Origin of the sequence: Frigoribacterium sp. VKM Ac-2836, from assembly GCF_013248995.1 — a bacterium.
In the GTDB taxonomy this organism is placed as follows: Bacteria; Actinomycetota; Actinomycetes; order Actinomycetales; family Microbacteriaceae; genus Frigoribacterium.
Genome location: NZ_JABRPK010000001.1, coordinates 536,645 through 562,094, shown reverse-complemented (window position 1 = coordinate 562,094; position 25,450 = coordinate 536,645). Strand labels below are relative to the sequence as shown.

The 25,450-nt window shown below is 69.3% G+C and carries 22 protein-coding genes and 1 tRNA gene; 8 read left to right on the top strand and 15 right to left on the bottom strand.

Annotated features, from left to right (window positions below; translation table 11 throughout):
• The first annotated feature begins 125 nt into the window (after positions 1-125).
• The 7 genes from HRF36_RS02635 to HRF36_RS02605 all read left to right on the top strand — a co-directional run bounded on the left by HRF36_RS02635 (position 126) and on the right by HRF36_RS02605 (position 8,610).
• Positions 126-1,625 carry a PQQ-binding-like beta-propeller repeat protein gene (locus tag HRF36_RS02635; protein WP_173205799.1) on the top strand — a complete coding sequence of 500 codons (1,500 nt, stop codon included), beginning with the start codon at positions 126-128 and terminating at the stop codon, positions 1,623-1,625.
• A complete protein-coding gene (locus HRF36_RS02630; RefSeq protein ID WP_173205796.1) occupies positions 1,622-3,067 on the top strand; it encodes a hypothetical protein in 1,446 nt (481 codons plus the stop codon). Before HRF36_RS02635 ends, HRF36_RS02630 begins: the two co-directional genes overlap by 4 nt.
• A gap of 53 nt (positions 3,068-3,120) precedes the next feature.
• Positions 3,121-3,765, top strand: coding sequence for an alpha-ketoglutarate-dependent dioxygenase AlkB (locus HRF36_RS02625; protein ID WP_173205794.1), 645 nt, complete (start codon positions 3,121-3,123; stop codon positions 3,763-3,765).
• An 87-nt stretch (positions 3,766-3,852) separates the two neighbouring features.
• A complete protein-coding gene (locus tag HRF36_RS02620; RefSeq protein ID WP_173205791.1) occupies positions 3,853-4,884 on the top strand; it encodes a LacI family DNA-binding transcriptional regulator in 1,032 nt (343 codons plus the stop codon).
• 131 nt (positions 4,885-5,015) lie between these two features.
• Entirely contained in the window at positions 5,016-6,374 is a 1,359-nt protein-coding gene (locus HRF36_RS02615; RefSeq protein ID WP_173205789.1) for an ABC transporter substrate-binding protein, read from the top strand.
• Positions 6,375-6,490: 116 nt separating this feature from the next.
• Positions 6,491-7,630: a carbohydrate ABC transporter permease gene (locus HRF36_RS02610; RefSeq protein WP_173205772.1), complete on the top strand. Its 1,140-nt coding sequence runs from the start codon at positions 6,491-6,493 to the stop codon at positions 7,628-7,630.
• On the top strand, positions 7,627-8,610 hold the full coding sequence (locus HRF36_RS02605; protein ID WP_173205769.1) for a carbohydrate ABC transporter permease: 984 nt from the start codon (positions 7,627-7,629) through the stop codon (positions 8,608-8,610). Before HRF36_RS02610 ends, HRF36_RS02605 begins: the two co-directional genes overlap by 4 nt.
• A gap of 109 nt (positions 8,611-8,719) precedes the next feature.
• Here the strand turns inward: HRF36_RS02605 and HRF36_RS02600 are convergent.
• A tRNA-Glu gene (locus tag HRF36_RS02600) sits at positions 8,720-8,795 on the bottom strand.
• Between the two features lie 102 nt (positions 8,796-8,897).
• Here HRF36_RS02600 and HRF36_RS02595 point away from each other — a divergent pair.
• A complete protein-coding gene (locus tag HRF36_RS02595; RefSeq protein WP_173205766.1) occupies positions 8,898-9,533 on the top strand; it encodes an MBL fold metallo-hydrolase in 636 nt (211 codons plus the stop codon).
• Between the two features lie 88 nt (positions 9,534-9,621).
• Here the strand turns inward: HRF36_RS02595 and serA are convergent, their stop codons facing one another.
• The 14 genes from serA to HRF36_RS02525 form a co-directional block, all read right to left on the bottom strand.
• Entirely contained in the window at positions 9,622-11,211 is a 1,590-nt protein-coding gene (serA, locus tag HRF36_RS02590) for a phosphoglycerate dehydrogenase (RefSeq protein WP_173205763.1), read from the bottom strand.
• A gap of 160 nt (positions 11,212-11,371) precedes the next feature.
• Positions 11,372-11,767: a hypothetical protein gene (locus HRF36_RS02585; protein WP_173205760.1), complete on the bottom strand. Its 396-nt coding sequence runs from the start codon at positions 11,765-11,767 to the stop codon at positions 11,372-11,374.
• Positions 11,764-12,255: a hypothetical protein gene (locus tag HRF36_RS02580; protein WP_173205757.1), complete on the bottom strand. Its 492-nt coding sequence runs from the start codon at positions 12,253-12,255 to the stop codon at positions 11,764-11,766. Before HRF36_RS02580 ends, HRF36_RS02585 begins: the two co-directional genes overlap by 4 nt.
• Complete coding sequence (locus tag HRF36_RS02575) at positions 12,252-13,391, bottom strand: mannitol-1-phosphate 5-dehydrogenase (protein ID WP_173205755.1); 1,140 nt, start codon at positions 13,389-13,391, stop codon at positions 12,252-12,254. Before HRF36_RS02575 ends, HRF36_RS02580 begins: the two co-directional genes overlap by 4 nt.
• Positions 13,392-13,492: 101 nt before the next feature.
• On the bottom strand, positions 13,493-14,518 hold the full coding sequence (gene ilvC / locus HRF36_RS02570; RefSeq protein ID WP_173205752.1) for a ketol-acid reductoisomerase: 1,026 nt from the start codon (positions 14,516-14,518) through the stop codon (positions 13,493-13,495).
• A 70-nt stretch (positions 14,519-14,588) separates the two neighbouring features.
• Positions 14,589-15,095 (bottom strand): acetolactate synthase small subunit, encoded by a 507-nt coding sequence (gene ilvN / locus HRF36_RS02565; protein WP_173205749.1) that lies wholly within the window; start codon positions 15,093-15,095, stop codon positions 14,589-14,591.
• The gene (locus HRF36_RS02560; RefSeq protein WP_173205734.1) at positions 15,092-16,984 is read right to left on the bottom strand and encodes an acetolactate synthase large subunit; all 1,893 of its coding nucleotides are present in this window, start codon (positions 16,982-16,984) and stop codon (positions 15,092-15,094) included. The genes ilvN and HRF36_RS02560 overlap by 4 nt, the downstream gene beginning before the upstream one ends.
• 106 nt (positions 16,985-17,090) lie before the next feature.
• A complete protein-coding gene (gene ilvD, locus HRF36_RS02555) occupies positions 17,091-18,803 on the bottom strand; it encodes a dihydroxy-acid dehydratase (protein ID WP_173205731.1) in 1,713 nt (570 codons plus the stop codon).
• A 53-nt stretch (positions 18,804-18,856) separates the two neighbouring features.
• Positions 18,857-19,417: a monovalent cation/H(+) antiporter subunit G gene (gene mnhG / locus HRF36_RS02550; protein ID WP_371739972.1), complete on the bottom strand. Its 561-nt coding sequence runs from the start codon at positions 19,415-19,417 to the stop codon at positions 18,857-18,859.
• Complete coding sequence (locus tag HRF36_RS02545) at positions 19,414-19,677, bottom strand: monovalent cation/H+ antiporter complex subunit F (RefSeq protein ID WP_173205728.1); 264 nt, start codon at positions 19,675-19,677, stop codon at positions 19,414-19,416. Before HRF36_RS02545 ends, mnhG begins: the two co-directional genes overlap by 4 nt.
• Positions 19,674-20,294, bottom strand: a complete 621-nt coding sequence (locus tag HRF36_RS02540) for a Na+/H+ antiporter subunit E (RefSeq protein WP_173205726.1) — start codon at positions 20,292-20,294, stop codon at positions 19,674-19,676. The genes HRF36_RS02545 and HRF36_RS02540 overlap by 4 nt, the downstream gene beginning before the upstream one ends.
• The gene (locus HRF36_RS02535; protein ID WP_173205724.1) at positions 20,291-21,928 is read right to left on the bottom strand and encodes a Na+/H+ antiporter subunit D; all 1,638 of its coding nucleotides are present in this window, start codon (positions 21,926-21,928) and stop codon (positions 20,291-20,293) included. The genes HRF36_RS02540 and HRF36_RS02535 overlap by 4 nt, the downstream gene beginning before the upstream one ends.
• On the bottom strand, positions 21,925-22,437 hold the full coding sequence (locus tag HRF36_RS02530; protein WP_173205722.1) for a Na(+)/H(+) antiporter subunit C: 513 nt from the start codon (positions 22,435-22,437) through the stop codon (positions 21,925-21,927). The genes HRF36_RS02535 and HRF36_RS02530 overlap by 4 nt, the downstream gene beginning before the upstream one ends.
• Complete coding sequence (locus HRF36_RS02525; RefSeq protein ID WP_173205720.1) at positions 22,434-25,436, bottom strand: Na+/H+ antiporter subunit A; 3,003 nt, start codon at positions 25,434-25,436, stop codon at positions 22,434-22,436. Before HRF36_RS02525 ends, HRF36_RS02530 begins: the two co-directional genes overlap by 4 nt.
• Positions 25,437-25,450 lie beyond the last annotated feature (14 nt).

The window sequence follows — 25,450 nt, the reverse complement described above, 5'->3', positions numbered from 1 at the left end:
CGCCGCGGCGACGACCATTCCCGGTGCGTCACCGGGTCCGTGGCGAGCACCTGGGGCGAGGGCTCCGAATAGCATGACGACACCCGTCCGGCGGACGACGGCAGCGCTCGACGAGGAGGCCGACCATGAGCCACTCCGAGAGCGCACGCGACCGCCCCGAGGAGGCGCGGGCCGTCGACCGCTGGCACCGCGCCTCCCCGGGTCGTCGCCTCGTCGCCGTGCTGGCCGCTCTGGTCGGGGCGGCCACGATCGTGGCCGCCGGGGCGGTCTCGGTGGCTCCGCACTACGGTGACGGCCGACCGTGGACCGGTCTCGCGGTCGACGACCTCAGACGGTCGCCCGACGCGACCGGCTGGACGCTCGACCTGGCCGCGGCGCTCGCCCCGGACGCGCCCCGCCGCTGCCTGAACTTCTGGACGTCGCCGGCCGTCGACGGGCTCGTGGCGGTCGGCACCTCGGTCGACCTCGACTTCGGCGACGCCCTGGGCGCGCCGGCCTGCCGGTCGTACGCCTCAGAGGCCAGCACGAGCCTGATCGGCCTGGTGGAGACGGCCACGGGCACGGTCCGGTGGGTTCACGACCTCGCCAGGGACGTCCCCGACACCGACGCCCTGAGCATCCCCGCGACCGAGGTCGTGCCCTCGGCCGGTCGCGTGCTGGTGCAGACGCAGACGACGGGGGCGACGGTGCTCGCGGCGCTGGACCTCGAGGACGGGACCCTGGCCGAGTCCACCCGCGGCCGACGCGACCTGCCGAGCGTCGGCGTCGACTCGCGGGGACGCCTGCAACTGCGCACGTTCTCGGGCATCGCCGGATCGGGCGACCGGTACCAGCTCGTGGACGCCTCCCGTCTCGCCGACCCGGTGTGGGAGGGCGGGGTCGACACGGGCAGCTCACCCGCGCTGCTGAACGACGGCGCCCTCGTGTCGAGGGGCGGCGAGACGGTGTTCGTCGACGGCGTCACGGGCCGGGAACGTCCCTTCGCGGCGTCGCCCGATGAGATCGCCGTGCCACCCGACGGCTCGTCCGTGACGGCCGGCGGCGGCCGCCGCGTCGTCGCCTTCGGCATCGAGCGGACCCGCGCGAACGGCACCGTCGAGGCGCTGGACGAGGACGGCGAAGCCGTCTGGAGCAGGCCGACCAGTGGCCGTCGCCTGTCCGTCACGCCGTCCTGCGTCCTGGTGGTGACCGGCGACGACACGACGGCGGAGTGCCTCGACCCGCGCGACGGCACGGCCCGCTGGACCACCGACCTGGGCGCACCGTTCGCGGTCGAAGCCGTGCCCGGCCAACGCGGCGACGACGTGTTCGTCATCGTGCAACGGTCGGGCGGGTCGCGCCTGCTCGCCTTGGACGGCGCCGACGGGCACACCCGGTTCAGCGCGTCCGTCGGGCTGCTCGACGACCTGGCGGTGGCGGGTCGGTCGGTGCTCTACCTGCAGACCGACGACGGTCGGTCGTCGGGACGTGACGTGGCGGCGCTCGACCTGGACGACGGACGGCGACTCTGGTCGACCTCGACGTCGGGCACCGTGGTGTTCTGGGGCGGCCACCTCGTGAGCATCGACGAGCAGGGGGTCGCCCGACGACTCGTCGACACCGCGCGGGTCGGGGCCACCTCGTGAGAGCCGGGCGCCGGCTCGCGCTGACCTACGTCGCCCTGGCCGTGGCCGCGCTCGCCACCACGGTCCTCGTCGCGCCCACGCAGCCGGAGTACGGCGGCGACGAGCCCTGGCAGGGCATCGCCGTCGACGACCTGCGGCAGCGACCCACCACGTCCGGATGGCGTGTCGACCTGCAGGGCGCCCTCGCGCCCGAGGCTCCGGCCGAATGCCTGCGCTACCGGGCCACGCCCGTCGACCACGGGGTCGCGCTCGTGAGTGCCGCCGGGGCCTGGACCTACGGCTTCGCCAACGACGGCGACTGCGCCACCCCGACCCAGGGTGTCGGGACGCGCATCGGCGCGCTCGACGTCGACCACGGCGCATTCCGGTGGGTGCACGACGTCGCCGACGACCTCGATCGCCTCGGCCTGGTCGGCCCGGCGCTCGTGTCGTCCGTCACGACGGTGGCGGATACCGGGCTGGTGCTGGTCCGAGCCTCGGCCGACGGCGCGCAGGTGCTGCTGACGTTGTCGGTCGAGACGGGTCGCCCCGTCGACGTGGTCGAGACCGGCTCGGCCGGCGACGGGGACCAGTTCCAGACCGTCGGAGCCGTCGTCGTCACCGGCCGGCAGCAGGGCGTGGGCGGCGTCTATCGATACGACCTCCGGGACGCGCGCGACCTCGACCGGGTCGTGTGGAGCGGCGCCGCCTCGACCGCGGGAACCGCCCTCGCCCTGAGCGACCGACTCGTGGTGGCCGGAGCGGACGGCACCGTCCAGGTCGACCTGGCCACGGGCGTCGAACGACCCTGGGCCGCGCGGCTCGACCGACTGATCGGCTACGTCGTGCACGACGACGTCGTCTACGCCCCCCGAGGAGGCGCGGCCACGGGACGAGGAGACGCCGGCTTCGTGGCGTTGACCGCCGACGGCGAGCGCCTCTGGAGCTCGGACCGCGGGGTCCGGGGCAGCTATTCGGTGACACGGTCCTGCCTGGCCGTGACCGACGTACGCTCACAGACCGTCACCTGTCTCGACCTCTCGACGGGAGAGGTGCGCTGGACGGACCCGGCGTCGAGCTCGTCCGCCGTGGACGGCCTGCCGGGACAGACCGACGACCGCGTCTTCGCGACCGCGACCGCCGCCGGGCCCGGCCCGGTCGTGGTGCGCGCGCTCGACGGCTCCACCGGCTCGGCCGGCTCCCGGGTGTCGCTGCCCGACGGAGCCGTGCTGGCGGCGGCGGGCCGCACGGTCGGCTACGCCCTGGCGTACGGCAGCTCGGGCGGGCGGTCGACGCTCGTGGCGTTCGACCTGTCGAGCGGGCGCGCTCTGTGGCAGCACGCCGCGGAGCTGCAGGTCTCCGTCTGGGCGGGACGGCTGGTCGACGTGGACGTCGAGGGGATCGCCCGCGAGCTGGTCTCACCCGAGCGATCGACGGTCGTACAGGATTCCACCGGAGGGTGATCGACGTCCGGTCGCATTCGAACACGTGTTCGATCTTCGCATAGGGTGTCGGCATGAGCATCCCCTTCACCGCCTCGCTGCTCGACGGGCTCTCCGACGGCCCCGACCTCGCGCCGCTCGTCGGGCGGGTCGACCACCTCGACCTGGGCGAGGGCGCCTGGCTCGACGTCGTCCCGGGGTGGGCGTCGCACTCCGACGCCCTCTTCGAGCGCCTCGTGACCGACGTGCCGTGGCGGGCCGACCGGCGGCAGATGTACGACCGGGTGGTCGAGGTGCCGCGGCTGGTCTCGTCCTACGGCGCGGGCGAGCCACTGCCCGACCCCGTGTTGGCCCGGGCCCGCGACGACCTCAACACGTACTACGCGCACGAGCGCGGCACCCCGGTCGAGCAGCGCTTCGACCGGGCGGGCCTGTGCTTCTACCGCACCGGTGACGACAGCATCGCCTGGCACGGCGACAACGTCGGGCGCACGATCGACCGCGACACGATGGTGGGCATCCTCTCTCTCGGGGCACCACGAACACTCGCGGTGCGCTCGCGGTCGACGGGCACCACCCGCAGGTTCCCCCTCGGCCACGGCGACCTGCTCGTCATGGGCGGCAGCTGCCAGCGAACCCACGAGCACGCCATCGCCAAGACCAAGAAAGCCGTCGGGCCCCGCATCAGCGTGCAGTTCCGCCCCGTGTGGCCCAGCTAGGCAGCGACCGCCGGGCCGGACCGCCGCGCGGACGGCGAGGCCGTCGCTCGTATGCTGTGCACACGATCGACGACGAGGTGGACGAGAATGCCGGCAACCCGTGACGACGTGGCGCGTCTGGCAGGCGTCTCGTCGAGCACCGTGTCGTACGCCATCAGCGGCCGACGGACCATCTCCGCGGCCACCCGCCGTCGCGTCGAAGCGGCGATGGTCGAGTTGAACTACACGCCCAACGCGTTCGCCCGGGGACTCGCCGGCGCACGAGGCGGCATCCTCGCCCTGCACTACCCCTACGGACGTCGAGGCGTCACGTCGTCCGAGTTCGAGTACGTCGCGGCGGCCACCGACCGGGCGAGGGAGCGGGGGTACCACCTGCTGCTGTGGTCGAACCCCATCGACGACGTCGAGGGGCTGGGCAGCCTCGTCAGCGAGGGACTGGTCGACGGCGTGATCCTGATGGAACTCACGGCTCGCGACGACCGTGTCGTCGTCCTGTCGCGGTCGCATCTGCCGTTCACCAACATCGGACGCCCCGAGGACTCCGACGGGCTCTGGTTCGTCGACGCCGACTACGAGTCGCTCGGCCGCCAGGCCGTGGACCATGTCGCCGACCTCGGGCACCGGGACGTCTTCTTCCTGAGCCAGGCGATCGCCGCACCCGAGCGGGGCTCCGGTCCGCTCGATCGAGCCACGACGGGCCTCCGCGATCCCGTGGCACGGCGCGGAGTCACCCTCGAGACGTACCTCGCCGACAACTCGGTGCCCGGGGGTCGCGCGGCCTACGAGGCGTTCGCCGCGTCCCCCCACTCCCCGACGGCCGTCATCGCCTTCAACGAGATGGCGCTCGCGGGTTTCGTGCAGGCCGCCGCGACGGCCGGTCGGGCGATCCCGGCCGAACTGACGGTCGTCGCCCTGAGCATCGGCGACCTCGCCGCCGAGATGACGTCACCGCCGCTGACCACGGTCAACCCACCGGGCCGCGAGATCGCCGCGGCAGCCGTCGACGACCTGGTCGATCGGATCGAGGGCGTCCGCCACGAGGCACCCCAGGTCGTCGTGCGGCCGCGGCTGACGGTCCGGGGCACGTCGGGCCCCGCTCCGGCCGGAGAACGTCGGTAGCAGACGCGGTTGCGCACCATCTGCGAGTGTGTGACACTCATCGTCGACGCGCGTCGACGACGATGCGCGGCGGACGGCGCCATCGACAGCACGAGGGTCGTCCGCTCTTGCGACTCAACGAGGAGAAACCAATGCGAGCATCCCTGCACCGCCGTTTCACGGGGCCCCTGGCCATCCTGGCGGCCTCCAGCTTCCTTCTGGCCGGGTGCTCCGGCTCGGCCGACCCCAACGACCCGAACGCGGGCGGGGGCAACGCCGGTGACGTCGGGACGGCCGACGGCGTGGTCAACATCTACGGCACGATCAACGGCGACGAGGCGACCCTGCTCGAGAAGTCGTGGGCCGATTGGGAGAAGGCCAACGACATCGACATCAAGTACACGGGCGACAAAGAATTCGAGAAGCAGATCGGCATCAAGGTGCAGGGTGGCGACACCCCCGACCTCGCGATCTTCCCCCAGCCCGGCCTGCTGGCCGACACGGTGGCCTCGGGCAAGGTGCAAGAACTGCCCGACGACGCGCTCGCCAACGTGAAGGAGGGCTGGTCCGAGGACTGGCAGAAGTACGGCCAGGTCGACGGCAAGCAGTACGGCGCCCCGTTGATGGCCAGCGTCAAGGGATACGTCTGGTACTCCCCCGCCAAGTTCAAGGAATGGGGCGTCGGGGTCCCCAAGACCTACGACGACCTCGTCGCATTGTCGAAGACCATCCAGGAGAAGACCGGCGGCCCCTCGTGGTGCGCCGGCTTCAACTCGGGTGAGGCCTCGGGGTGGCCCGGGACCGACTGGATCGAGGACCTCGTCCTGCGCGAGGCCGGCCCCGACGTCTACGACTCCTGGGTCGCGGGCGACACGAAGTTCACCGACCCCGAGATCAAGGCCGCGTTCGACTCGGTCGGCGACATCCTGCTCGACCCGAGCCTCGTCAACGCCGGCTACGGCGACGTGAAGTCCATCAACTCGACGGCCTTCGGAGACGTCGCCACCAACGTGGCGAACGGCAGCTGCGCCCTGACCCACCAGGCCTCGTTCTTCGAGGGCTTCCTGACCGCTGCGAACAACGCGAGCGGTCAGCCCGCCACGGTCGCCGAGGACGGCGACGTCTGGGCCTTCCTGACCCCGCCGATGAAGGAAGGTGACCCGGCGGCGGTCACCGGTGGTGGCGAGTTCGTCGCCGCGTTCTCGAACGACGACGACACCGCCAAGGTGCAGGCGTACCTCGCCAGCGCCGACTGGGCCAACAGCCGCGTCTCGCTGGGTGGCGTCATCTCGGCCAACAAGGGCCTCGACCCCGAGAACGCCGGCAGCGACCTGCTGAAGGGCGCCGTGGAGATCCTGCAGGGCACCGACACCCAGTTCCGCTTCGACGGCTCGGACCTGATGCCCAAGGCGGTCGGTTCCGACAGCTTCTGGAAGGGCATGGTCGACTGGATCGACGGCACCGACACCGACTCGGTGCTCAGCGAGATCCAGGCCGGCTACACCTCGTAACACACGCGCCGCCGCAGGGGCCACCGCACGCCGGTGGCCCCTGACCCCGCGCCCGCCCGCCACCTCGGGCGGCGGCAGGCCGCGTCCAGTTCGGACTCGAACGTGAAAGGACAGAGATGTCCAGCTTCTTCCAGTGGTTGGCGGGAATACCGCCCCTGGCGCAGATCCCCCTGATCCTCATCGCCTTCACCGCCCTCGTGGCCGTGGTGCTCGTCTTCGTCGAGTTCGCCCCTCGTCGAGGTCTCCAGTACACGATCATCCGGCTGGCCGTCTGCGTCGTCGTCCCCGTCGCCGTGCTCATGGCGTTCGGCCTGTACAACTCGGTCATCTGGGTCGCCGCCGTCGCGGCCGTCCTCGGTGGCGGGCTGTTCCTGCTCGACTATCGGTCGAAGCGTGGCGCCGGGTACTCGCTCCAGCTGATCGCCTTCATGACCCCCGCCGTGTTCTTCTTGATCATCGGCCTGATCTACCCGACGATCACGACGGCCGGTCAAGCCTTCATGAAGAACGACGGGTCGGGCTTCGCCGGGCTCGACAACTTCGTCTGGGTGTTCACGAGCCCCGACGGTCTCACCGCCTTCGGCAACACCCTCGTCTGGGTCCTGCTGGCACCGATCACCGCCACGGCGATCGGTCTCGCCTATGCCGTGTTCATCGACAAGAGTCGCGGGGAGAAGTTCCTCAAGCTGCTCGTCTTCATGCCGATGGCCATCTCGTTCGTCGGCGCCTCGATCATCTTCAAGTTCTTCTACGACATCCGGCAGGGCGAGCAGATCGGCCTGCTCAACGGCATCCTCGTCGCCTTCGGCGGGCAGCCGGTCGACTGGCTGGGGCTCGAACCGTGGAACACCCTGCTGCTCGTGATCGTGCTGATCTGGACCCAGGCCGGGTTCGCCATGACCGTCCTCTCGGCGGCCATCAAGGGGGTTCCGGCAGAACAGCTCGAAGCCGCCTCACTCGACGGCACCAACGGGTTCCAGGCGTTCCGGCACATCACGGTCCCCGGCATCCGCACCACGATCATCGTCGTGCTGACAACCATCTCCATCGCCTCCCTCAAGGTCTACGACATCGTCTCGGCCATGACCGGCGGACGCAACGACACGACGATCCTCGCGTTCGAGATGGTCCGGCAGTTCCAGCTCGGCAGCCGCACCGGCTACAGCTCGGCTCTCGCGGTCATCCTGTTCGTGCTCGTCCTGCCGATCGTCATCTACAACGCCCGCCAGATCCAGAAACAGAGGGAGATCCGATGAGCGCCACCCCTACCCCCATCGGGGTCGCCGTCGGCTCGAGGACCGAGAGGCAGCTGAAACGCGGTGTCGCCCGGATCGAGGGCTCGAGCGGCAAGCTGAAGCGCGGCACGACCAGTCGCGGTGCGACGATCGCCGCCCTGATCATCGCCGTCGTCTGGACGCTGCCGACGGCCGGCCTGTTCATCTCGTCCTTCCGCCCCGCGAACGACATCAAGACCACGGGCTGGTGGACCGTCTTCGCCAACCCGGGGTTCACGTTCGACAACTACGTCAACGCGCTGAACTCGGGCGACAGTCTCACCCTCGGCAAGGCCTTCCTGAACTCGCTGGTGATCACGTTGCCGGCGGCACTGATCCCCATCACCATCGCGAGCCTCGCGGCCTACGCCTTCGCCTGGATCGAGTTCAAGGGTCGCAACACGCTGTTCGTGCTCGTCTTCGCCCTACAGATCGTTCCGATCCAGATGGCCCTCGTGCCGTTGCTGCGTCTGTTCTCGGACGGTCTGCGCATCGGAGGCCTGTACATCCTGCCGGGACTCGGGGTGAACGGGCTCGACGGTTCGTACGCCAAGGTCTGGATCGCGCACACGATCTTCGCCCTCCCTCTGGCGATCTTCATGCTGCACAACTTCATCTCGGAGATCCCGGCCGAGGTGATCGAGGCCGCCCGCATGGACGGCGCCGGCCACGGGCAGGTCTTCTTCCGCATCGTGCTGCCGCTGTCCATGCCGGCGATCGCCTCGTTCGGCATCTTCCAGTTCTTGTGGGTCTGGAACGACCTGCTCGTGGCCACCGTGTTCACGTCCGGGCAGGGACTTCCGATCACGAAGGCCCTGCAAGACCTGTCGGGGTCGTACGGACAGTCGTGGGAGCTGCTGACGGCAGGGGCGTTCATCTCGATCATCGTGCCGCTGATCGTGTTCTTCGCCCTGCAGCGGTTCTTCGTCCGCGGCCTGTTGGCGGGTGCCACGAAGGGGTGACCCACCACGCACGGCACGAGACCGCCCGGCCCACGCCTGGCGGTCTCGTGTCGTCTGGACGAACACGAAAAAACCGCCGGGCCTGAGCCTGGCGGTTTCTCGTCGCTACTGGTGACCCCAACGGGATTCGAACCCGTGTTACCGCCGTGAGAGGGCGACGTACTAGGCCGCTATACGATGGGGCCGTATTTGCAACTCGTCGAGTATGCCACACCCCGCCAGCCCGTCACAAATCGAGGCGCCCGCGAGTCGAGATCGATCCGAGCGACGCGCGTACAGTCGCTCTCATGCGCCTCACGAAGCTCGAACACGCCTGCCTGATCCTCGAGAAGGACGGGCGCAAGCTCGTCGTCGACCCCGGGTCATTCACGACCCCCCTGATCGACCTGCACGACGTCGACGCCGTCGTCGTGACCCACGAGCACGCCGACCACTGGACCCCCGATCAATTGTCACACCTGCTCGCGACCAATCCCGGGGTGACCGTCTACGGTCCGGCGGGCGTGGCCGCGGCTGTCGAAGGCTTCGACGTGCACGTCGTGGCCGAGGGCGACACCGTCGAGGTCGGCCCCTTCACGCTCGCGTTCTACGGTTCGCGCCACGCGGTCATCCACGAGAGCATCCCGGTCATCGACAACGTCGGCGTCCTGGTCGACGGCTCGCTCTTCTACCCGGGCGACCAGTTCACGGTCCCTCCCGTGCCGGTCGACGTCCTCGCGGCACCGGTGGGGGCACCGTGGCTGAAGGTCGCCGAGGTGATCGACTACGTGGCCGCCGTCTCGCCCCGCCTCGCCTTCCCCACACACGAGCAGACCCTCTCGGGCCCCGGGCTGGCGATGCACTTCGACCGCATGAAGGCCTCCGCGCAGTCGGTCGGCGGTGACGCCGTCAAGCTCGAGGCACACGAGTCGCTCGACCTCTGAGCCGACAAAGGACGGGTGCTCCCCCGACGACGAACCGCCCCTCCCCGGTCTGGCCGGGTGAGGGGCGGTTCGTCGCGATGTGCCTCGCCTACAGCGTGACGTCTATCTCGCGCAGCACCTGGGCGTCGATGGCGACACGCACCTTCTCGACGAGTTCGTCGGGTGCGGGGCTGTCGATGGTCAGCACGCTGAGGGCCTGACCACCTGCGCTCCGACGGGCGATCTGCATGCCTGCGATGTTGATGCCGGCGTCGCCGAACTCGCGCCCGTAGACCGCCACGATGCCGGGGCGATCGGTGTAGACCATGACGAGGTGGTGGGCGGCGATGGGGACCTCGACGTCGTAGCCATTGATCTCGACGATCTTCTCGACCTGTTTCGTGCCGGTCAGGGTGCCCGAGACCGAGATCCGCGATCCGTCGCTCAACGAGCCGCGCAGGGTGATGACGTTGCGGTACTCGTCGCTGGTCGGGTCGGTGAGCAGCCGCACGGTGATGCCGCGCTGTTCGGCGAGAAGCGGTGCGTTCACGTAGCTGACCGACTCGCTGACGATGTTCGTGAAGATGCCCTTCAGAGCCGCCAGCTTGAGCACGCTGACGTCGTACTCGACGAGGTCTCCCCGGACCTCGACGTCCACGCTCGTCAGGGGGCTGTCGGCAAGGCCGGAGAACACCTGGCCGATCTTCTCGACCAAGGGGATGCCGGGCCGCACATAGGGGTCGATGACGCCGCCGGCCACGTTGACGGCGTCGGGGACGAGTTCGCCGCCGAGCGCGAGACGCACCGAACGAGCGACCGAGACACCCGCCTTCTCTTGAGCCTCATGCGTCGAGGCCCCGAGGTGAGGGGTCACCACGACGTTCTCGAGCCCCAAGAGCTTCTGGTCGACCGGGGGCTCCTTGACGAACACGTCGAGACCGGCGCCGGCGATCTCGCCCGTGGTCAGGGCCTCGTACAACGCGTCCTCGTCGATGAGACCGCCGCGGGCGACGTTCACGACGAAGGCGGACTTCTTCATGGCCTTCATCTGCTCGAGGCCGATCATGCCGGTCGTCTCGGGGGTCTTGGGCATGTGGATCGTGACGAAGTCGCTCGTGGCGAGCAGATCGTCGAGCGACAGCAGGGTGACGCCGAGCTGCTGGGCACGCGCCGGCGTGACGTACGGATCGTAGGCGACGACGTTCACGCCGAAGGCCTGCAGGCGGGCCGTGATCAGGGCGCCGATGCGGCCGAGGCCGACGATGCCGACCGTCTTCTCGAAGAGTTCGACGCCGGTGTACTTCGAGCGTTTCCACTGCCCCTGCGCCAGGGCGGAGTGGGCCGCCGGGATGTGGCGCGCGAGACTGAGGATGTGGCCGACCGTGAGCTCGGCGGCCGAGATGATGTTGGACGTGGGCGCGTTGACGACCATGACGCCGGCCGTGGTGGCCGCCTTGATGTCGACGTTGTCGAGCCCGACGCCCGCGCGTGCGACGACCTTGAGCGAGGGGGCGGCGGCGATGGCCTCGGCGTCGACCTGCGTCGCCGACCGCACGAGGATCGCGTCGGCGTCGGCGAGGGCGGCCAGCAACGCGGGCCGATCGGTACCGTCGACCGATCGCACGTCGAAGTCGGGCCCGAGGGCGTCGACGGTTGCGGGTGACAGTTCTTCTGCGATCAACACGACGGGCTTCGCCACGGGACGGACGTCCTTCTCTAGGAGGTGTTCGGGGAGGGGCCGCGACGCGCCGTGGGCGCGGCTGCTGACGACTCTATCGACTCGGACGGATTGTTTCGTCCCGATGACGCGGGCACCGGTGGGCCACCTCGACGCCCCGACCCGCGCCTCCTCGTTCCGCTCAGACGGTCGTGACGTACGCCGTGAGGGACAACGACACCGCCGCCACCAGCCCGAGGGCAGCGACCAGAGCCAGCGTGAACTTCCAGAGCTCGCGACGACGAGCGAGGACGATCGCCGCGAGGAAGGCCACGGGCGGCAGGAGGACCCCGACCACCAGCGGCACCCACGGCGGCGAGACCACGAGACCGTCGAGGCCGTTCTCCCGGTAGAAGTCGTTGTTCTGCGTGAACACCTGCGGCACGAGCACGAGGTTCGAGATCGCCTCGAACAGGTCGAAGGCGAAGAAGACGGCGAAGACGATCGCGACGGCGAGGTAGAAGAAGAAGGAGGCGCGGCCCGGTTCGCTCGCGTCGCCGGCCGTCACCGAGAGGGCGTCGGGCTCGTGGTCGCTCAAGCGGAGCCTCCGATCACGAGCGGCCACGGGGCCACGAGGAGCGCCCCTGCTGCCATCCAGCCGAGACGTCGACCGGTGCGATCGACGGGGACGAGAGCGATGACGGCCACGAACCACGCGATCGGGGCCACCACGGCGAAGAGCTCGCCGAGGTTCCACATGAGCGACGAGATCGCGTCGGTGAACGGGTTCGTGAAGTCGCCCACGGCCACGATCCAGCCCGCCGCCCAGAGCAGGAACACCCCGCCGAGCACGCCGTGCACGACCAGCGAGGCCGAACTCATCACGGCCGGGCCGTCGTCGATGTCGTCCTCGTCGTCGGGGTCGCCCGCTTCGAGGTCGAGTTCGTCGTCGGCGGACCGTCGAGCACGGCGCTGGCGAATCGCCGGTGCGGGGCCTTCGACGTGACTGCTGTCGGCCTCGTCACCCCAGTTCAGCGCGTCGTCCGCGTCGCCGCCGGCGGGTGCCTGCGGCTCGGCCGGCGTCATGCCGTGAGCTTGGACGAGACCGCCGCGAGCAACGCGGGGAACAGGGGGTGGTCGTCCTGGACGCCCGTCAGCGTCCGCGTCAGCTCGTCGGCCGCGAGGCCCGAGCTCAGCAGCGACTGCAGCTCGACGCTCTCGACGTCGTCGGGCACCGAGAAGTCGAGGGCGGCCCGCACGGCGCGGACGAGGGCGTCGTAGGGCAGCCCGCGCTCGGCCGCCTGGGCCGCGGGGCCGACGAACCGCTCGTGGCGGCTGAGCTTGCGCAGCGGGTTGCGGCCGACGCGCTCGGTGGTGTCGGGCAGGTGCGGGTTGGCGATGCGGACGAGGTTCTTCTCGATGTAGGCCTGTTGCGCGTCGGCGTCGAGCTCGTGCTTGGCGACCAGGAGCCCCTTGGTCTCGGCGAGCACGCCACGGACCTCGGCCATGACCTCGTCGTCGTCGAGGGCCTCGCGAATGCTCGTGAGCCCCTTGCGGAACCCGTGGTAGGCCGCTGCGGCGTGAGCGGTGTTCACCGTGAAGAGCTTGCGCTCGATGAACGGCTCGAGGTCGGAGACCCAGGTGACGCCCTCGATCTCGGGGCGGTGATCTTGGAACGGCGTGCTCTCGACCACCCACTCGAAGAACGACTCGATGGTCACGTCGAGCGTGCCGCCGGCCTGCTCGGGCACGATGCGGTCGATGGCGCAGTTCGCGAAGACCGCGTTCTCGGCCGGGTCGTGCTCTCGGACGGCGGTGGCCAGCGAGTCGGTCGCGTTGATGGCGTTCTCGCACGCGATCACGGCGAGCGGGGCCAGGTCGGTCGCCCGCTGGGCGAGCCCCTTGGCGATGACCGGGGCGACGAACGGCAGGATGCGGGCGCCGACGGCCGTCGTGACCACGTCGGCCGTCGCGATCTCGGCGACCAGGGTCGCCTCGTCGGTGCGGCTGTTGATCGCGCGATAGTCGTCGACGACCGTCGTGCGGCTGTCTTCGCCCACCTCGTGGACCTCGAACGACGGCTGCGACTGCAGCGCCCCGATCAGGTCGTCGTTGACGTCGGCGAAGACGACCTCGTAACCGCTCGCGTGGAGGAACTGGGCGACGAAGCCCCGACCGATGTTGCCGGCGCCGAAGTGCACGGCCTTCTTGCTGTGAGCCATGCCTTAGATCATGCCACGAGGTCACGGGACCGACCGACGGCGAGAGGGCCCCGCACCGGGTGGTGCGGAGCCCTCTCGGGTGGTTCCGGTACGGCGACGGGTCAGCGCGCGGCGCTGCCGTCGACGTAGTCGACGTCCTGCTGCTTCCAGGCGAAGAGGGCACGCAGCTCTTGACCGGTGGCCTCGATCGGGTGCTCTTCACCCTTCTTGCGCAGCTGCTGGAACTCGGGGGCCCCGGCGTCCTGGTCGTCGATGAACCGCTTGGCGAACGCACCCGACTGGATGTCCGCGAGCACGGCCTTCATGTTCTCTTTCACGTCGGGCGTGATGACCCGGGGGCCCGAGACGTAGTCGCCGTACTCGGCGGTGTCGGAGACGCTCCAGCGCTGCTTGGCCAGGCCGCCTTCCCAGATGAGGTCGACGATCAGCTTGAGCTCGTGCAACACCTCGAAGTAGGCGATCTGCGGCTGGTAACCGGCCTCGGTCAAGGTCTCGAAGCCGTACTGGATCAGCTGCGAGGTGCCACCGCAGAGCACGGCCTGCTCGCCGAAGAGGTCGGTCTCGGTCTCTTCGGTGAAGGTGGTCCTGATGCCACCGGCGCGCAGACCACCGATGCCCTTGGAGTACGACCAGGCGAGGTCCCAGGCCGAACCCGAGGCGTCGTTCTCGACGGCGACGATGACGGGGACCCCACGGCCGGCCTCGAACTCGCGTCGCACGGTGTGGCCCGGCCCCTTGGGGGCGACGAGCAGCACGTCGACGCCTTCCGGTGCCTCGATGTAGCCGAAACGGATGTTGAAGCCGTGACCGAAGACGAGGGCCTTGCCGTCGGCGAGATTCGGCGCGATGTCGTCGGCGTACACGTGGCGCTGCACCTGGTCGGGGGCGAGGATCACGATGACGTCTCCCCAGGCCGAGGCCTCGGCGGGCGTCTGCACGGTGAAGCCGGCCTCTTCGGCCTTGGCGCGGCTCTTCGAGCCCTCCTTCAGCCCGACGACGACCTCGACGCCGGAGTCGCGGAGGTTGAGCGCGTGGGCGTGGCCCTGCGAGCCGTAGCCGATGACGGCGACCTTCTTGCCCTGGATGATCGACAGGTCGGCGTCGTTGTCGTAGACGATTTCAGTCACGGTGTGGTTCTCCTTGGGTGGTGACGGGGGTGTCGAGGCGAGGAGGCACGGTGCGCGACCCCTCGCGGGTTCAGTTCTTGAAGACGCGATCGGTGATCGACTTCGCGCCGCGGCCGATGGCCAGCAGACCCGACTGCGAGATCTCCTTGATGCCGTAGGGCTCGAGGACGCGGAGCAAGGCCGTGGTCTTGCCGGTGTCGCCGGTGACCTCGATCACGAGGGCGTCGGTGGAGACGTCGACGACCGAGGCCCGGAAGAGGGTCACCGCCTCGAGCACCTGCGACCGGGTGGTGTTGTCGACGCGCACCTTGATCAGCAGGTGCTCGCGCTGCACCGATTGCGAGTAGTCGAGCTCGACGATCTTGATCACGTTGACCAGCTTGTTGAGCTGCTTGGTGACCTGCTCGAGCGGGAGTTCCTCGACGTCGACGACGACGGTGATGCGGCTGAAGCCGTCGAGCTCGCTCTTGCCCACGGCGAGGCTCTCGATGTTGAAGCCCCGACGGGCGAAGAGGCCTGCGACGCGGGTCAGTAGACCGGGTTTGTCCTCGACGAGGAGGCTCAAGACGTGGCTCATGCGTGCTCTCCGGTCATGTCACCGTCGCGGGTGGTGTCGGACGCGCTGGTTCCGGGCGCCTCGTCATCCCATTCGGGGGCGAGGGCACGGGCGTGCTGGATCTCGGAGTTCGAGACGCCCTGCGGCACCATCGGCCAGACCATGGCGTCACGGCTGACGACGAAGTCGATCACGACGGGACGGTCATCGGTGGCGAGGGCCAGTTCGATGGCGGCGTCGATCTCGTCCTCGCGGGTCACGCGGATGCCGAGCGCCCCGTAGGCGTCGGCCAGCTTGACGAAGTCGGGCACCATGCGCGTGTCGTGACCGGTGTTGAGGTCGGTGAACGAGTGTCGGCCCTCGTAGAAGAGCGTCTGCCACTGACGGACCATGCCGAGCGACGAGTTGTTGATGATGGCGACCTTGATCGGGATGTCGTTGATGACGCAGGTCGCCAGCTCCTGGTTGGTCATCTGGAAGCAGCCGTCACCATCGATGGCCCAGACCACGCGGTCGGGCTGGGCGACCTTGGCCCCCATGGCGGCCGGAACCGAATAACCCATCGTGCCCGCGCCTCCGGAGTTGAGCCAGGCGTGAGGACGCTCGTACTGGATGAACTGGGCGGCCCACATCTGGTGCTGCCCGACGCCCGACGCGTAGATCGCCTCGGGCCCGGAGAGCTGGCCGATGCGCTGGATGATCGCCTGCGGCGAGAGGAGGCCGTCGTCGGGCTCGGTGTACCCGAGCGGGAACTGCTCGCGGAGCCCGTCGAGGTGTTCCCACCAGGCGGCGATGTCGGGCCGCACACCACCCGTGACCTCGGCGAACGCGCTCGTGAGGTCGGGGATGACGACCTTCGCGTCGCCGACGATCGGCACGTCGGCGACACGGATCTTCGAGATCTCGGCAGGATCGATGTCGACGTGGACGACCTTCGCGTCGGGCGCGAACAGGTCGGCCTTACCGGTGACGCGGTCGTCGAACCGGGCGCCGAGGGCGATGATGAGGTCACTCTCTTGCAGGCCGAGCACCGCCGGAACGGTACCGTGCATGCCGGGCATGCCGAGGTGCTGCGAATGGGAGTCAGGGAACGCCCCGCGGGCCATCAGCGTGGTGACCACGGGTGCCCCGGTGAGCTCGACGAGGGCCTTCAGTTCGTCCGAGGCCTCGGCGCGGATGACGCCGCCGCCGACGTAGAAGACGGGTCGCTTCGCGTCCGCGATCATCTGGGCGGCCGCGGTGATCTGCTTACCGTGGGCCCGCGTGACCGGACGGTAACCCGGGAGGTCGACGACGGGGGGCCACACGAACGGGGCGCTGTTCTGCTGGGCGTCCTTCGTGATGTCGACGAGCACCGGGCCGGGTCGCCCCGTGCTGGCGATCTGATAGGCCGCGGCGAGCGTGGACGGGATGTCCTCGGGCTTGGTGACCAGGAACGAGTGCTTCGTGATGGGCATCGTGATGCCGACGATGTCGGCTTCCTGGAAGGCGTCGGTGCCCATCAGGGTCGAGAAGACCTGCCCGGTGATGGCCAACAGCGGCATGCTGTCCATGTAGGCGTCGGCGATGGCCGTGACCAGGTTCGTCGCACCGGGGCCGGACGTCGCGATGGCCACTCCGACTCGGCCCGACGCGGCGGCGTAGCCCTCGGCGGCGTGACCGGCGCCCTGTTCGTGGCGGACGAGGATGTGCCGGATCGCCGTCGAGGCCATCAGCTCGTCGTAGAACGGGATGATGGCGCCACCGGGCAGGCCGAAGACGTCGGTCACGCCGAGGTGCTCCAACGACTTGAGGATGGCACCCGACCCCGTCAGTACGGGAGGCGCGGTGGACGCTCCGACGGGCGCGCCGGAAGTCGACCGGGCCGTCCGCGTCGCGGTGCCGGGCGTGGGGGTGGACTCTGCAGGCATCAGTGCCGGTTCCCTGTTCGTGGTCGGTGATCGGTGATGACGGTGCGGGACGCGGTCGTGCACGGAGGTGCGACGACGCATCGGCTCGGACCCGAGGCGGGAGACGTCAGTAGGTGACGGCACCCTCGGCCGCGGAGCGGACCTGGCGTGCGTACTTCGCGAGGACACCGCGGGTGTATCGCGGGGGAAGCGGTGCCCAGCCGTCTCGGCGGGCGTCCAGCTCAGCGGCGTCGACGAGTAGGTCGATCGAGCGAGCGGCGATGTCGACCCGAATCAAGTCACCATCGCGCACGAAGGCGATCGGACCGGAGTCGACCGCTTCGGGTGCTATGTGGCCGATGCACAGGCCGGTTGTGCCGCCTGAGAATCGTCCGTCCGTCAAGAGTAGTACATCTTTTCCGAGCCCAGCACCCTTGATGGCGGCGGTGATGGCGAGCATCTCGCGCATGCCCGGGCCACCCTTGGGGCCCTCGTAGCGGATGACGACGACGTCACCGGCCTCGATGCGCCCCTCGGTCAGGGCGTCCATGGCGCCACGCTCACGTTCGAACACCTTGGCCGGCCCCTCGAACACCGAGGCGTCGAAGCCTGCCGTCTTGACGACGGCCCCCTCGGGAGCCATCGAGCCGCTGAGGACGGTGAGACCGCCGGTCGCGTGGATCGGGTTGTCGAGGGTGCGCAGCACCTCGCCGTCGAGCGGCTTGGGCCTGACGGACTCGAGGTTCTCGGCGACGGTCTTGCCGGTGACCGTCAAGCAGTCGCCGTGCAGCAGGCCCGCGTCGAGGAGGGCCTTCATCACGACGGGGACGCCGCCCATGCGGTCGACGTCGTTCATCACGTACTTGCCGAACGGCTTGAGGTCGCCGATGTGCGGCACCTTGTCGCCGATACGGTTGAAGTCGTCGATGGTCAGGTCGACCTCGGCCTCGTACGCGATCGCGAGCAGGTGCAGCACGACGTTGGTCGAGCCACCGAACGCCATGGCCACCGCGATGGCGTTCTCGAACGCCTTCTTCGTGAGGATGTCGCGCGTCGTGATGCCCTGACGCAGCATCTCGACGACGGCTTCACCCGAGCGGTGGGCGAAGTAGTCCCGGCGGCGGTCGGCCGAAGGCGGCGACGCCGAACCGGGAAGGCTCATGCCGAGGGCCTCGGCGACGCTGGCCATGGTGTTGGCCGTGTACATGCCGCCGCAGGCACCCTCGCCCGGGACGATGGCGCATTCGATGGCCTTGAGGTCGTCGTCGCTCAGGTTGCCGGCCTTGTGGGCACCGACCGCCTCGAACGAGTCGATGATCGTGACGTTCTTCTCGGTGCCGTCGCTGAGCTTCACCCAGCCCGGGGCCACGCTGCCCGCGTAGAGGAAGACACTGGCGAGGTCGAGCCGGGCCGCCGCCATCAGCATGCCGGGCAGCGACTTGTCGCAGCCGGCGAGCAGCACGGACCCGTCGAGTCGTTCGGCGTTCATCACGACCTCGACGCTGTCGGCGATCACCTCGCGTGAGACGAGCGAGAAGTGCATGCCCTCGTGACCCATCGAGATGCCGTCCGACACCGAGACGGTGCCGAACTGGAGGGGGTAGCCACCGCCGGCGTGAACGCCTTCCTTGGCGCCCTGGGCGAGTCGATCGAGCGACAGGTTGCAGGGGGTGATCTCGTTCCAGCTGCTGGCGATGCCGATCTGGGGCTTGCTCCAGTCTTCGTCGCCCATGCCGACGGCACGCAGCATGCCTCGTGACGTGGTGGCCTCGACGCCGTCGGTGACGACGCGGCTGCGGGGTTTGATGTCGATCCCGTCCGGGGTGGGCTTCTCTGGCATGGGTCGAGTTTAGGGCGTGACCGCGCCCTTGCCGTCCACCGTCGCCGACGGCTTCAGAGCTCTCCCGGCTCCCCCGCCGTGAGACCACCCGATCGCGTGCGGCGCCCCTCCTCGTCGCGTGCCTCGTCGTCTCCCTCGCTGTCGTCGAGTCCCGAGGTGTCGCCCACCCTGTCCATCTCGACGGCCAACGCGTCGGCCGAGCCGACGGGCAGCTCGGACACGTCGAGATCGGCGACGTCGCCCTCGGTGGTCTCGGCGATCTCGCCAGCGGCCCGGGCCACGGCGTCGTCCAGTTCGTCGACGACCAACTGCTCCCGCAGCAGGTCGCCGTTACGGTATCCCGCCCGCCCGATCATGTGCGCCGAGATGGGAGCCGTGAGCATCTGGAAGACGAGGACGACGAGCAGGGACGCGATCGTGCCGACCGTGTGCTGGTCGAGGGCGATCGCCGCCAGCACCAGGATGAGACCGAAGATCTGAGGCTTGGTCGCGGCGTGCATGCGCGAGAGGGCGTCGGGGAACCTCAGGAGGCCGATGCCGGCGGCCAGCGAGAGCAGCGCGCCCGCGATCAACAGGATCGAGGCGGCGACGTCGTAGACCATCTCGGGGATCACGACGGGTCCTGCTTCGAGACGTAGCGCGCCACCGTGATCGAGCCGAGGACGGCCGTCAACGCGAGCGCGAGGATGACCGGGATGGTCCGGGTGTGGCCGTTGAAGACCATGTCGGCGGCGAGCACACAGATCAGGGTGGTCAGCAGCATGTCGGACGCGATCATGCGATCGAGGATCGACGGCCCCCGCACGATGCGGATCACCGAGGCGAGCGCGGCGAACGCGAACAGGGCGCCGACGACGTAGGCGACGACGGTCACGAGGGACCTCCTTCGTGGGACGAGGACGGACTGACCGACTCGTGGACCTCGGCGGCGGCCGGGGTGCCCTCGGCGATGCGACGGAGGTCGTCGTCGCTGCCGAGCACCCGGACGAGTCGGGCCTCGACGACCAGGACACCGTCGCGGACGCCCTCGACGCCGGCGAGGTCTTCGACCGCGAGGGAGTGCAGGTAGAGGATCGACCGCTCACGATCGGCCTCGACCACGAGTGAGCCGGGAACGAGCGAGATCGCTTCGGCGACCAGCGTCATGATGAAGTCCGACCTCGTGTGCAGCTGGACCGCGACGATGGCGTTCGAGTCGACCCCGCGTGGCCGAACGGCCTGCCACGCGACGGTGACGGAGGCGCGCACGAGGTCGACCACGAAGTGCGCCAGGAAGACCACGGCGTACCAGAGGTTGAAGCGGCCGCTGAGCTCGACCGGCGGCAGGAAGAACACCCGCGTCACCAGCAGTGCCACCGCGACGCCGGTCACGAACGCCAGGACGGTGAATTGGTTCCACAGGGCCATCCAGAGGACGACCAGCCCGACGAGCAGCGGCAGTTGACGTGCGAGGCTCCGGCCGACCTCGCTGCGGGTGGGACGTCCGGTCACGGGGTGCTCCCCTCGTCGCCGGAGTCCGAGGCGGGTTCGGGCTCGGGGGACGACGGATCGGACCTCGTCTCGCCCTGACCGTCCGGGAAGACCGTCCGCACGTAGTCGTTCGAGCCGTAGACCCGGCCCGCCGCCCGCTCGGCGACGCCGTAGAGGGGCCCGGCGGCGAACGTCAGGGCGAGGGAGACCAGGACCATGCCCGCGGTCGCGCCCACCATCGTGCGGGGATTGGTGCGACGTCGTTGGACGGCGACTCGACCGGGGGCTTCCTCGAGGTGCTCGGTGAACGGCGACTCGTGGTCCTCGACGTCGGCCTTGGGGCGCCAGAACGCGAGGTTCCAGGCCCGCATCAGGGCGTAGAGCGTGAGCAACGAGGTGAGGGCCCCGGCTCCGATCAGCACGTAGACGAGCGGGTCGTCGAGCCGTGCCCCGGCCTCGAACAGGGCCACCTTGCCGATGAACCCCGAGAACGGCGGGATGCCGCCGAGGTTGAGCGCCGGGATGAAGAACAGGACGGCGACGAGGGGCGCCGCCTTGAGCAGGCCGCCCAGCCGGGTGATCGACGCCGTACCGCCCCGACGTTCGATCAGGCCTGCACCGAGGAAGAGCGTCGTCTGGACCGTGATGTGGTGGACGACGTAGTAGATCGTCGCCGCCAACCCCTCGACGGTGCCGAGCGCGATGCCGAAGATCATGTAGCCGATATGGCTGACCAGGGTGAACGAGAGCAGTCGCTTGATGTCGGCCTGGGCCACGGCGCCGAGGATGCCCACGATCATCGTCAGCAGGGCGATGATCAGCAGGTAGACGTTGACGTTGCTCTCGACGAAGAGCACGGTCTCGGTGCGGATGATGGCGTAGACGCCGACCTTCGTCAGCAGACCGGCGAACACCGCGGTGACGGGGGCGGGTGCGGTCGGATACGAGTCCGGCAGCCAGAACGACAGCGGGAAGATCGCGGCCTTGATGCCGAACGCCGTGAGCAACATGACGTGGATGATCGTCTGCACGTCGGGAGGGATGGTGTCCATCTTCTGCGCGATGTCGGCGATGTTGACCGTCCCGAGGGCCCCGTAGATCATCGCGATCGACGCGAGGAACAGCACGGACGACACCAGGCTCACGACGATGTAGACCACACCGGCCCGTATCCGCTGCTCGGTGCCGCCGAGCGTGATCAGCACGTAGCTGGCCACGAGGAGGATCTCGAAGCCCACGTAGAGGTTGAAGAGGTCACCCGCGACGAAGGCGTTGAACACCCCCGTGGCGAGGATGAGGTACGTCGGGTTGTAGATCGAGACGGGGGCCTCGCCGTCACCGTCGGCCTGCCCTTGACCGACCGAGAAGACGAAGACCGCCAGCAGGACGATCGACGAGATGCTGAGCATGAGGGCCGCGAGACGATCGACCACGAGCGTGATCCCGAACGGTGCCTGCCAGCCGCCCACCTGCACGGCGATCGCGCCCTGGGTGTCGACGACGACGAGCAGCACCAGGCTGATGACGACCACGAGGGCGAGCGCGACGATCGAGACGATCGCCTGCAACCGGGGCCGACGACCGGCGATCAGGGCTGCAGCGGCACCGAGCAGCGGAATCAGGACGACGAGTGGGACGAGGTAGCTGGAGTTCATGCCGGGTTCCCTTTCTCGTCGTGATGGCCCCGGTCGTCGTGTCGCACACGGCCGTCGATCGGGACGGCCGCTTCCGCTCGGTCACCGAACTCGCTGTCGCCACCGGCTTCGTCGTCGCCGTCACCCTGTTCGGCCTCTTCTTCGGCCGGCACGCCTCGACGTCCGATCTCGAGGTCCTCGGCGTCGTCCGCGAGGGTGTCACCCTGGGCGAGACGCCACGACCGGTAGATCAGCGCGAGCATGAACGCCGAGATGCCGAAGGTGATGACGATGGCGGTGAGGACGAAGGCCTGCGGAAGGGGATCGGCGAAGTCGGCCGGGTCGGCTTGGCCGTCGACCACGGGAGCCTCACCGCGTCGACCCGACATGATCAGGATGAGGATGTTCGTGGCGTTGCCCACGAGTAGGAAACCCAGCAGCACACGGGTCATGCTGCGCTCGAGCAAGAGGTAGACACCGCAGGCGTAGAGCGCGGCCATGACGACGATCAGGACGAGGGAGACGCTCATGCGCGACCCCGCTCGGTCGGGGGCGTACCGGCGACGGACACGGGGAGAGGCTCCTCTTCGGGCTCGGACACCTCGCTCGGGTGACCGAACGCGTCCTCTTCTTCTTGACGGTCGACCTCGGCCCCGAGACTTCGGAGCACGTCGAGGACGAGCCCGACGACGACCAGGTAGACGCCGACGTCGAAGAACGTGGAGGTCACGAACTCGACGTGGCCGAGCAACGGTACGTCGCCCTCGAACCAGGTCGACGTCAGCGCGTCCACGCCGAAGAAGAGCGGGGCGAGGGCGGTGGCGGCGACCGTGAGAAGACCTGCACCGAGGAGCTTGCCTGCGTCGAGGGGCGCTGCGGCGCCGAGCTCGTAACGGCCCCCGGCCAGGTACCGGGCCACGAACGCGAAGCCGGCGATCAAACCGCCCGCGAAGCCGCCGCCGGGCGTGTTGTGCCCGGCGAAGAGCAGGTAGATCGAGACGACGATGATGGCGTGGAAGATCAGTCGGACGACCACCTCGAGCAATATCGAGCGGTTCTGCGGCGCGAGCTTGCGTCCGGCCAGCAGCCATGCGCGACGGTCGCCCTCGTTGCTGTCGCCGATCTGGGCGGTCGACCCGTGGACGGGAACGACGGGGGCCGGTTCGCGCACGGGCCGGACCCGCGCCAGGAACCGCTGGGCGCGCGTACGCCGCTCGGGCCGGGGCAGGACGTCGGCGCGGGACGTCAGGAAGACCAGGCTCGCCACACCGGTGGCGGCGACGATGAGGACGGCGATCTCGCCCATGGTGTCCCACCCGCGGATGTCGACCAGCGTCACGTTGACGACGTTGCGCCCGTGCCCCCCGTCGACGGCGAGCTCGGGGAAGGCACCCGAGACGGTGGGGACGGAGCGCGCCCCCAGGGCCACGACGGCGATGGCGGCCATGACGGACCCGACCGAGATGCCGATCACGGCCCGGATCGCCCGGTGCGTGCGACCGTTGCGCTCGCCCAGCCGCGCCGGCAGCCGACGCAGCACGAGGACGAACGCGATGAGGGTGATGGTCTCGATGAGGGCCTGTGTCAGGGCCAGGTCGGGGGCCCCGTGCAGCGCGAACAGCGCCGCCATGCCGTAACCCGTCACCCCGACGAGGACGACGGCCTGGAACCGCTTGTTCGAGAGGGCCGACGCGATGGCGCCGATGATCATCAACGCGCCGATGGCGAGTTGCGCCGGGTAGTCCCAGAGCACGGCGCTGGCCGGCCAGCTGCTGTTGAGCGCGAGCGTCACGACCGACGAGGCGATGAACACGACGAGGATGGTGGCCAGGTAGAACGGCAGCGAACCGCGCTGAGTCGTCGCGGTGGTCCGCGACGCCGTCCGGTCGATGGTGGCCATGATGCGCACGTACCCGTCGGAGGCGCGGGGCAGGAACGAGACGGCCTTCTGCAACCGGAAGACCCGGTCTCGCTGCCAGAACATCAGTCCACCGAGGGCGAGCGAGATCGCGGTGAAGCCCAGCGCGGGCTCGAGGCCGTGCCAGAGCGCCAGATAGTACGGTTCGTGCTCGCCCGACCCGGCGGGCAGGGTGTCGGCGTAGAGCGCGAACACCGGACCGACCTGGTACGAGACCAGGCCGAGCACGAGGCCGAGGACGGCGAGGACGATCGGCGACGCGAGGAAGTCGACGTGCTCGCGGACGAACTCGACCGGCTCGACACCCTTCTTGCGGCCGAACGCCCCCCAGAGGAAGCGCAGGCTGTACGCGGTGGTCAGGATCGAACCGAGGACGACGCCCACCAGGGCGACGACGCCCCAGGGCGACCCGGTCACCGCGTCGTCGTAGAGAGCGGTGAGCACGGCCTCTTTCGCGACGAAGCCGAAGGTCGGCGGCACGCCCGCCATCGAGGCGAGTGCCAGGAGCGTGACCACGAGGAGGACGGGGGCCTGTCTGCCCAACCCGCAGAGCTTGCGGAGGTCTCGCGTACCCGCGCGATGGTCGATGACGCCGACCACCAGGAAGAGCGTCGACTTGAACAGGGCGTGGGCGACGAGCAGGGCGAGCCCGGCGAGAGCCGCGTCGCGGGTGCCGAAACCGACCACGATCGTCAGGAACCCGAGCTGACTCACCGTGCCGTAGGCCAGGACGAGCTTGAGGTCGTGCTGGCGGAGGGCACGGTACCCGCCGAGGATCATCGTGACCACCCCGACGGTCACGATGATCTCTTGCCAGCCGGGCTGGTCGTGGTAGCCGGGGGCGAGACGGGCGACGAGGTAGATGCCGGCCTTGACCATCGCAGCCGCGTGAAGGTAGGCACTGACCGGCGTCGGTGCCGCCATGGCGGCCGGGAGCCAGAAATGGAACGGAACCAGTGCCGACTTCGAGAGGGCTCCGACGAGCACGAGCACGACGGCGACCGTGACGACCGTCCCGGTCGGCGGCTGCTCGACGAGCTGCGACAGGGAGCTCGTACCGCCCTGGACGGCGAGGACGACGAGGCCGACGAGCATCGCGAGCCCGCCCGCGGTCGTGACGATGAGGGCCTGCAACGCAGCGCCCCGACTGGCCTGCTTCGCGGTGTAGTGACCGATCAGCAGGTAGGAGAAAACGCTCGTGGCCTCCCAGAAGACGAACAGGACGAAGACGTCGTCGCTCGTCACGAGGCCGTACATGGCCCCGGCGAAGGCCACGAGCACCGCGGCGAACCGGGCACGTCCGGCCTCGTCGCTCGTGAAGTACCGGGCACAGTAGACGAGCACCAGACCGCCGACGCCGGTCACCACCAGGGCGAGCACCCAGGCGAGCACGTCCATGCGCAACGTCAACGAGATGGCGAGTTGGGGTATCCACGGAACGGCCTCGGTGGGCACCTCGCCGGACAGCACCGCGGGGCCCTGGAGTGCCGTGAAGACGAAGGCGGCGAACGGCACGACCGAGGACCACAGGAAGAGCGAACGGCCCAGGCGACCGCCGACGCAGGCCACGACCACGGCCGCCACGGCGAACGCTGTCAGGGCTACGATCACGGGGACCTCCGTCG

Bases quoted from the DNA above. Each gene is read 5' to 3' on its own strand.
- HRF36_RS02615 (WP_173205789.1), top strand. From the start codon at position 5,016: ATGCGAGCATCCCTGCACCGCCGTTTCACGGGGCCCCTGGCCATCCTG.
- HRF36_RS02595 (WP_173205766.1), top strand. From the start codon at position 8,898: ATGCGCCTCACGAAGCTCGAACACGCCTGCCTGATCCTCGAGAAGGAC.
- ilvD (WP_173205731.1), bottom strand. From the start codon at position 18,803: ATGCCAGAGAAGCCCACCCCGGACGGGATCGACATCAAACCCCGCAGC.
- HRF36_RS02620 (WP_173205791.1), top strand. From the start codon at position 3,853: ATGCCGGCAACCCGTGACGACGTGGCGCGTCTGGCAGGCGTCTCGTCG.
- HRF36_RS02610 (WP_173205772.1), top strand. From the start codon at position 6,491: ATGTCCAGCTTCTTCCAGTGGTTGGCGGGAATACCGCCCCTGGCGCAG.
- HRF36_RS02625 (WP_173205794.1), top strand. From the start codon at position 3,121: ATGAGCATCCCCTTCACCGCCTCGCTGCTCGACGGGCTCTCCGACGGC.
- HRF36_RS02530 (WP_173205722.1), bottom strand. From the start codon at position 22,437: ATGAGCGTCTCCCTCGTCCTGATCGTCGTCATGGCCGCGCTCTACGCC.
- HRF36_RS02560 (WP_173205734.1), bottom strand. From the start codon at position 16,984: ATGCCTGCAGAGTCCACCCCCACGCCCGGCACCGCGACGCGGACGGCC.
- HRF36_RS02605 (WP_173205769.1), top strand. From the start codon at position 7,627: ATGAGCGCCACCCCTACCCCCATCGGGGTCGCCGTCGGCTCGAGGACC.
- HRF36_RS02635 (WP_173205799.1), top strand. From the start codon at position 126: ATGAGCCACTCCGAGAGCGCACGCGACCGCCCCGAGGAGGCGCGGGCC.
- ilvN (WP_173205749.1), bottom strand. From the start codon at position 15,095: ATGAGCCACGTCTTGAGCCTCCTCGTCGAGGACAAACCCGGTCTACTG.
- HRF36_RS02575 (WP_173205755.1), bottom strand. From the start codon at position 13,391: ATGGCTCACAGCAAGAAGGCCGTGCACTTCGGCGCCGGCAACATCGGT.
- HRF36_RS02580 (WP_173205757.1), bottom strand. From the start codon at position 12,255: ATGACGCCGGCCGAGCCGCAGGCACCCGCCGGCGGCGACGCGGACGAC.
- HRF36_RS02535 (WP_173205724.1), bottom strand. From the start codon at position 21,928: ATGAACTCCAGCTACCTCGTCCCACTCGTCGTCCTGATTCCGCTGCTC.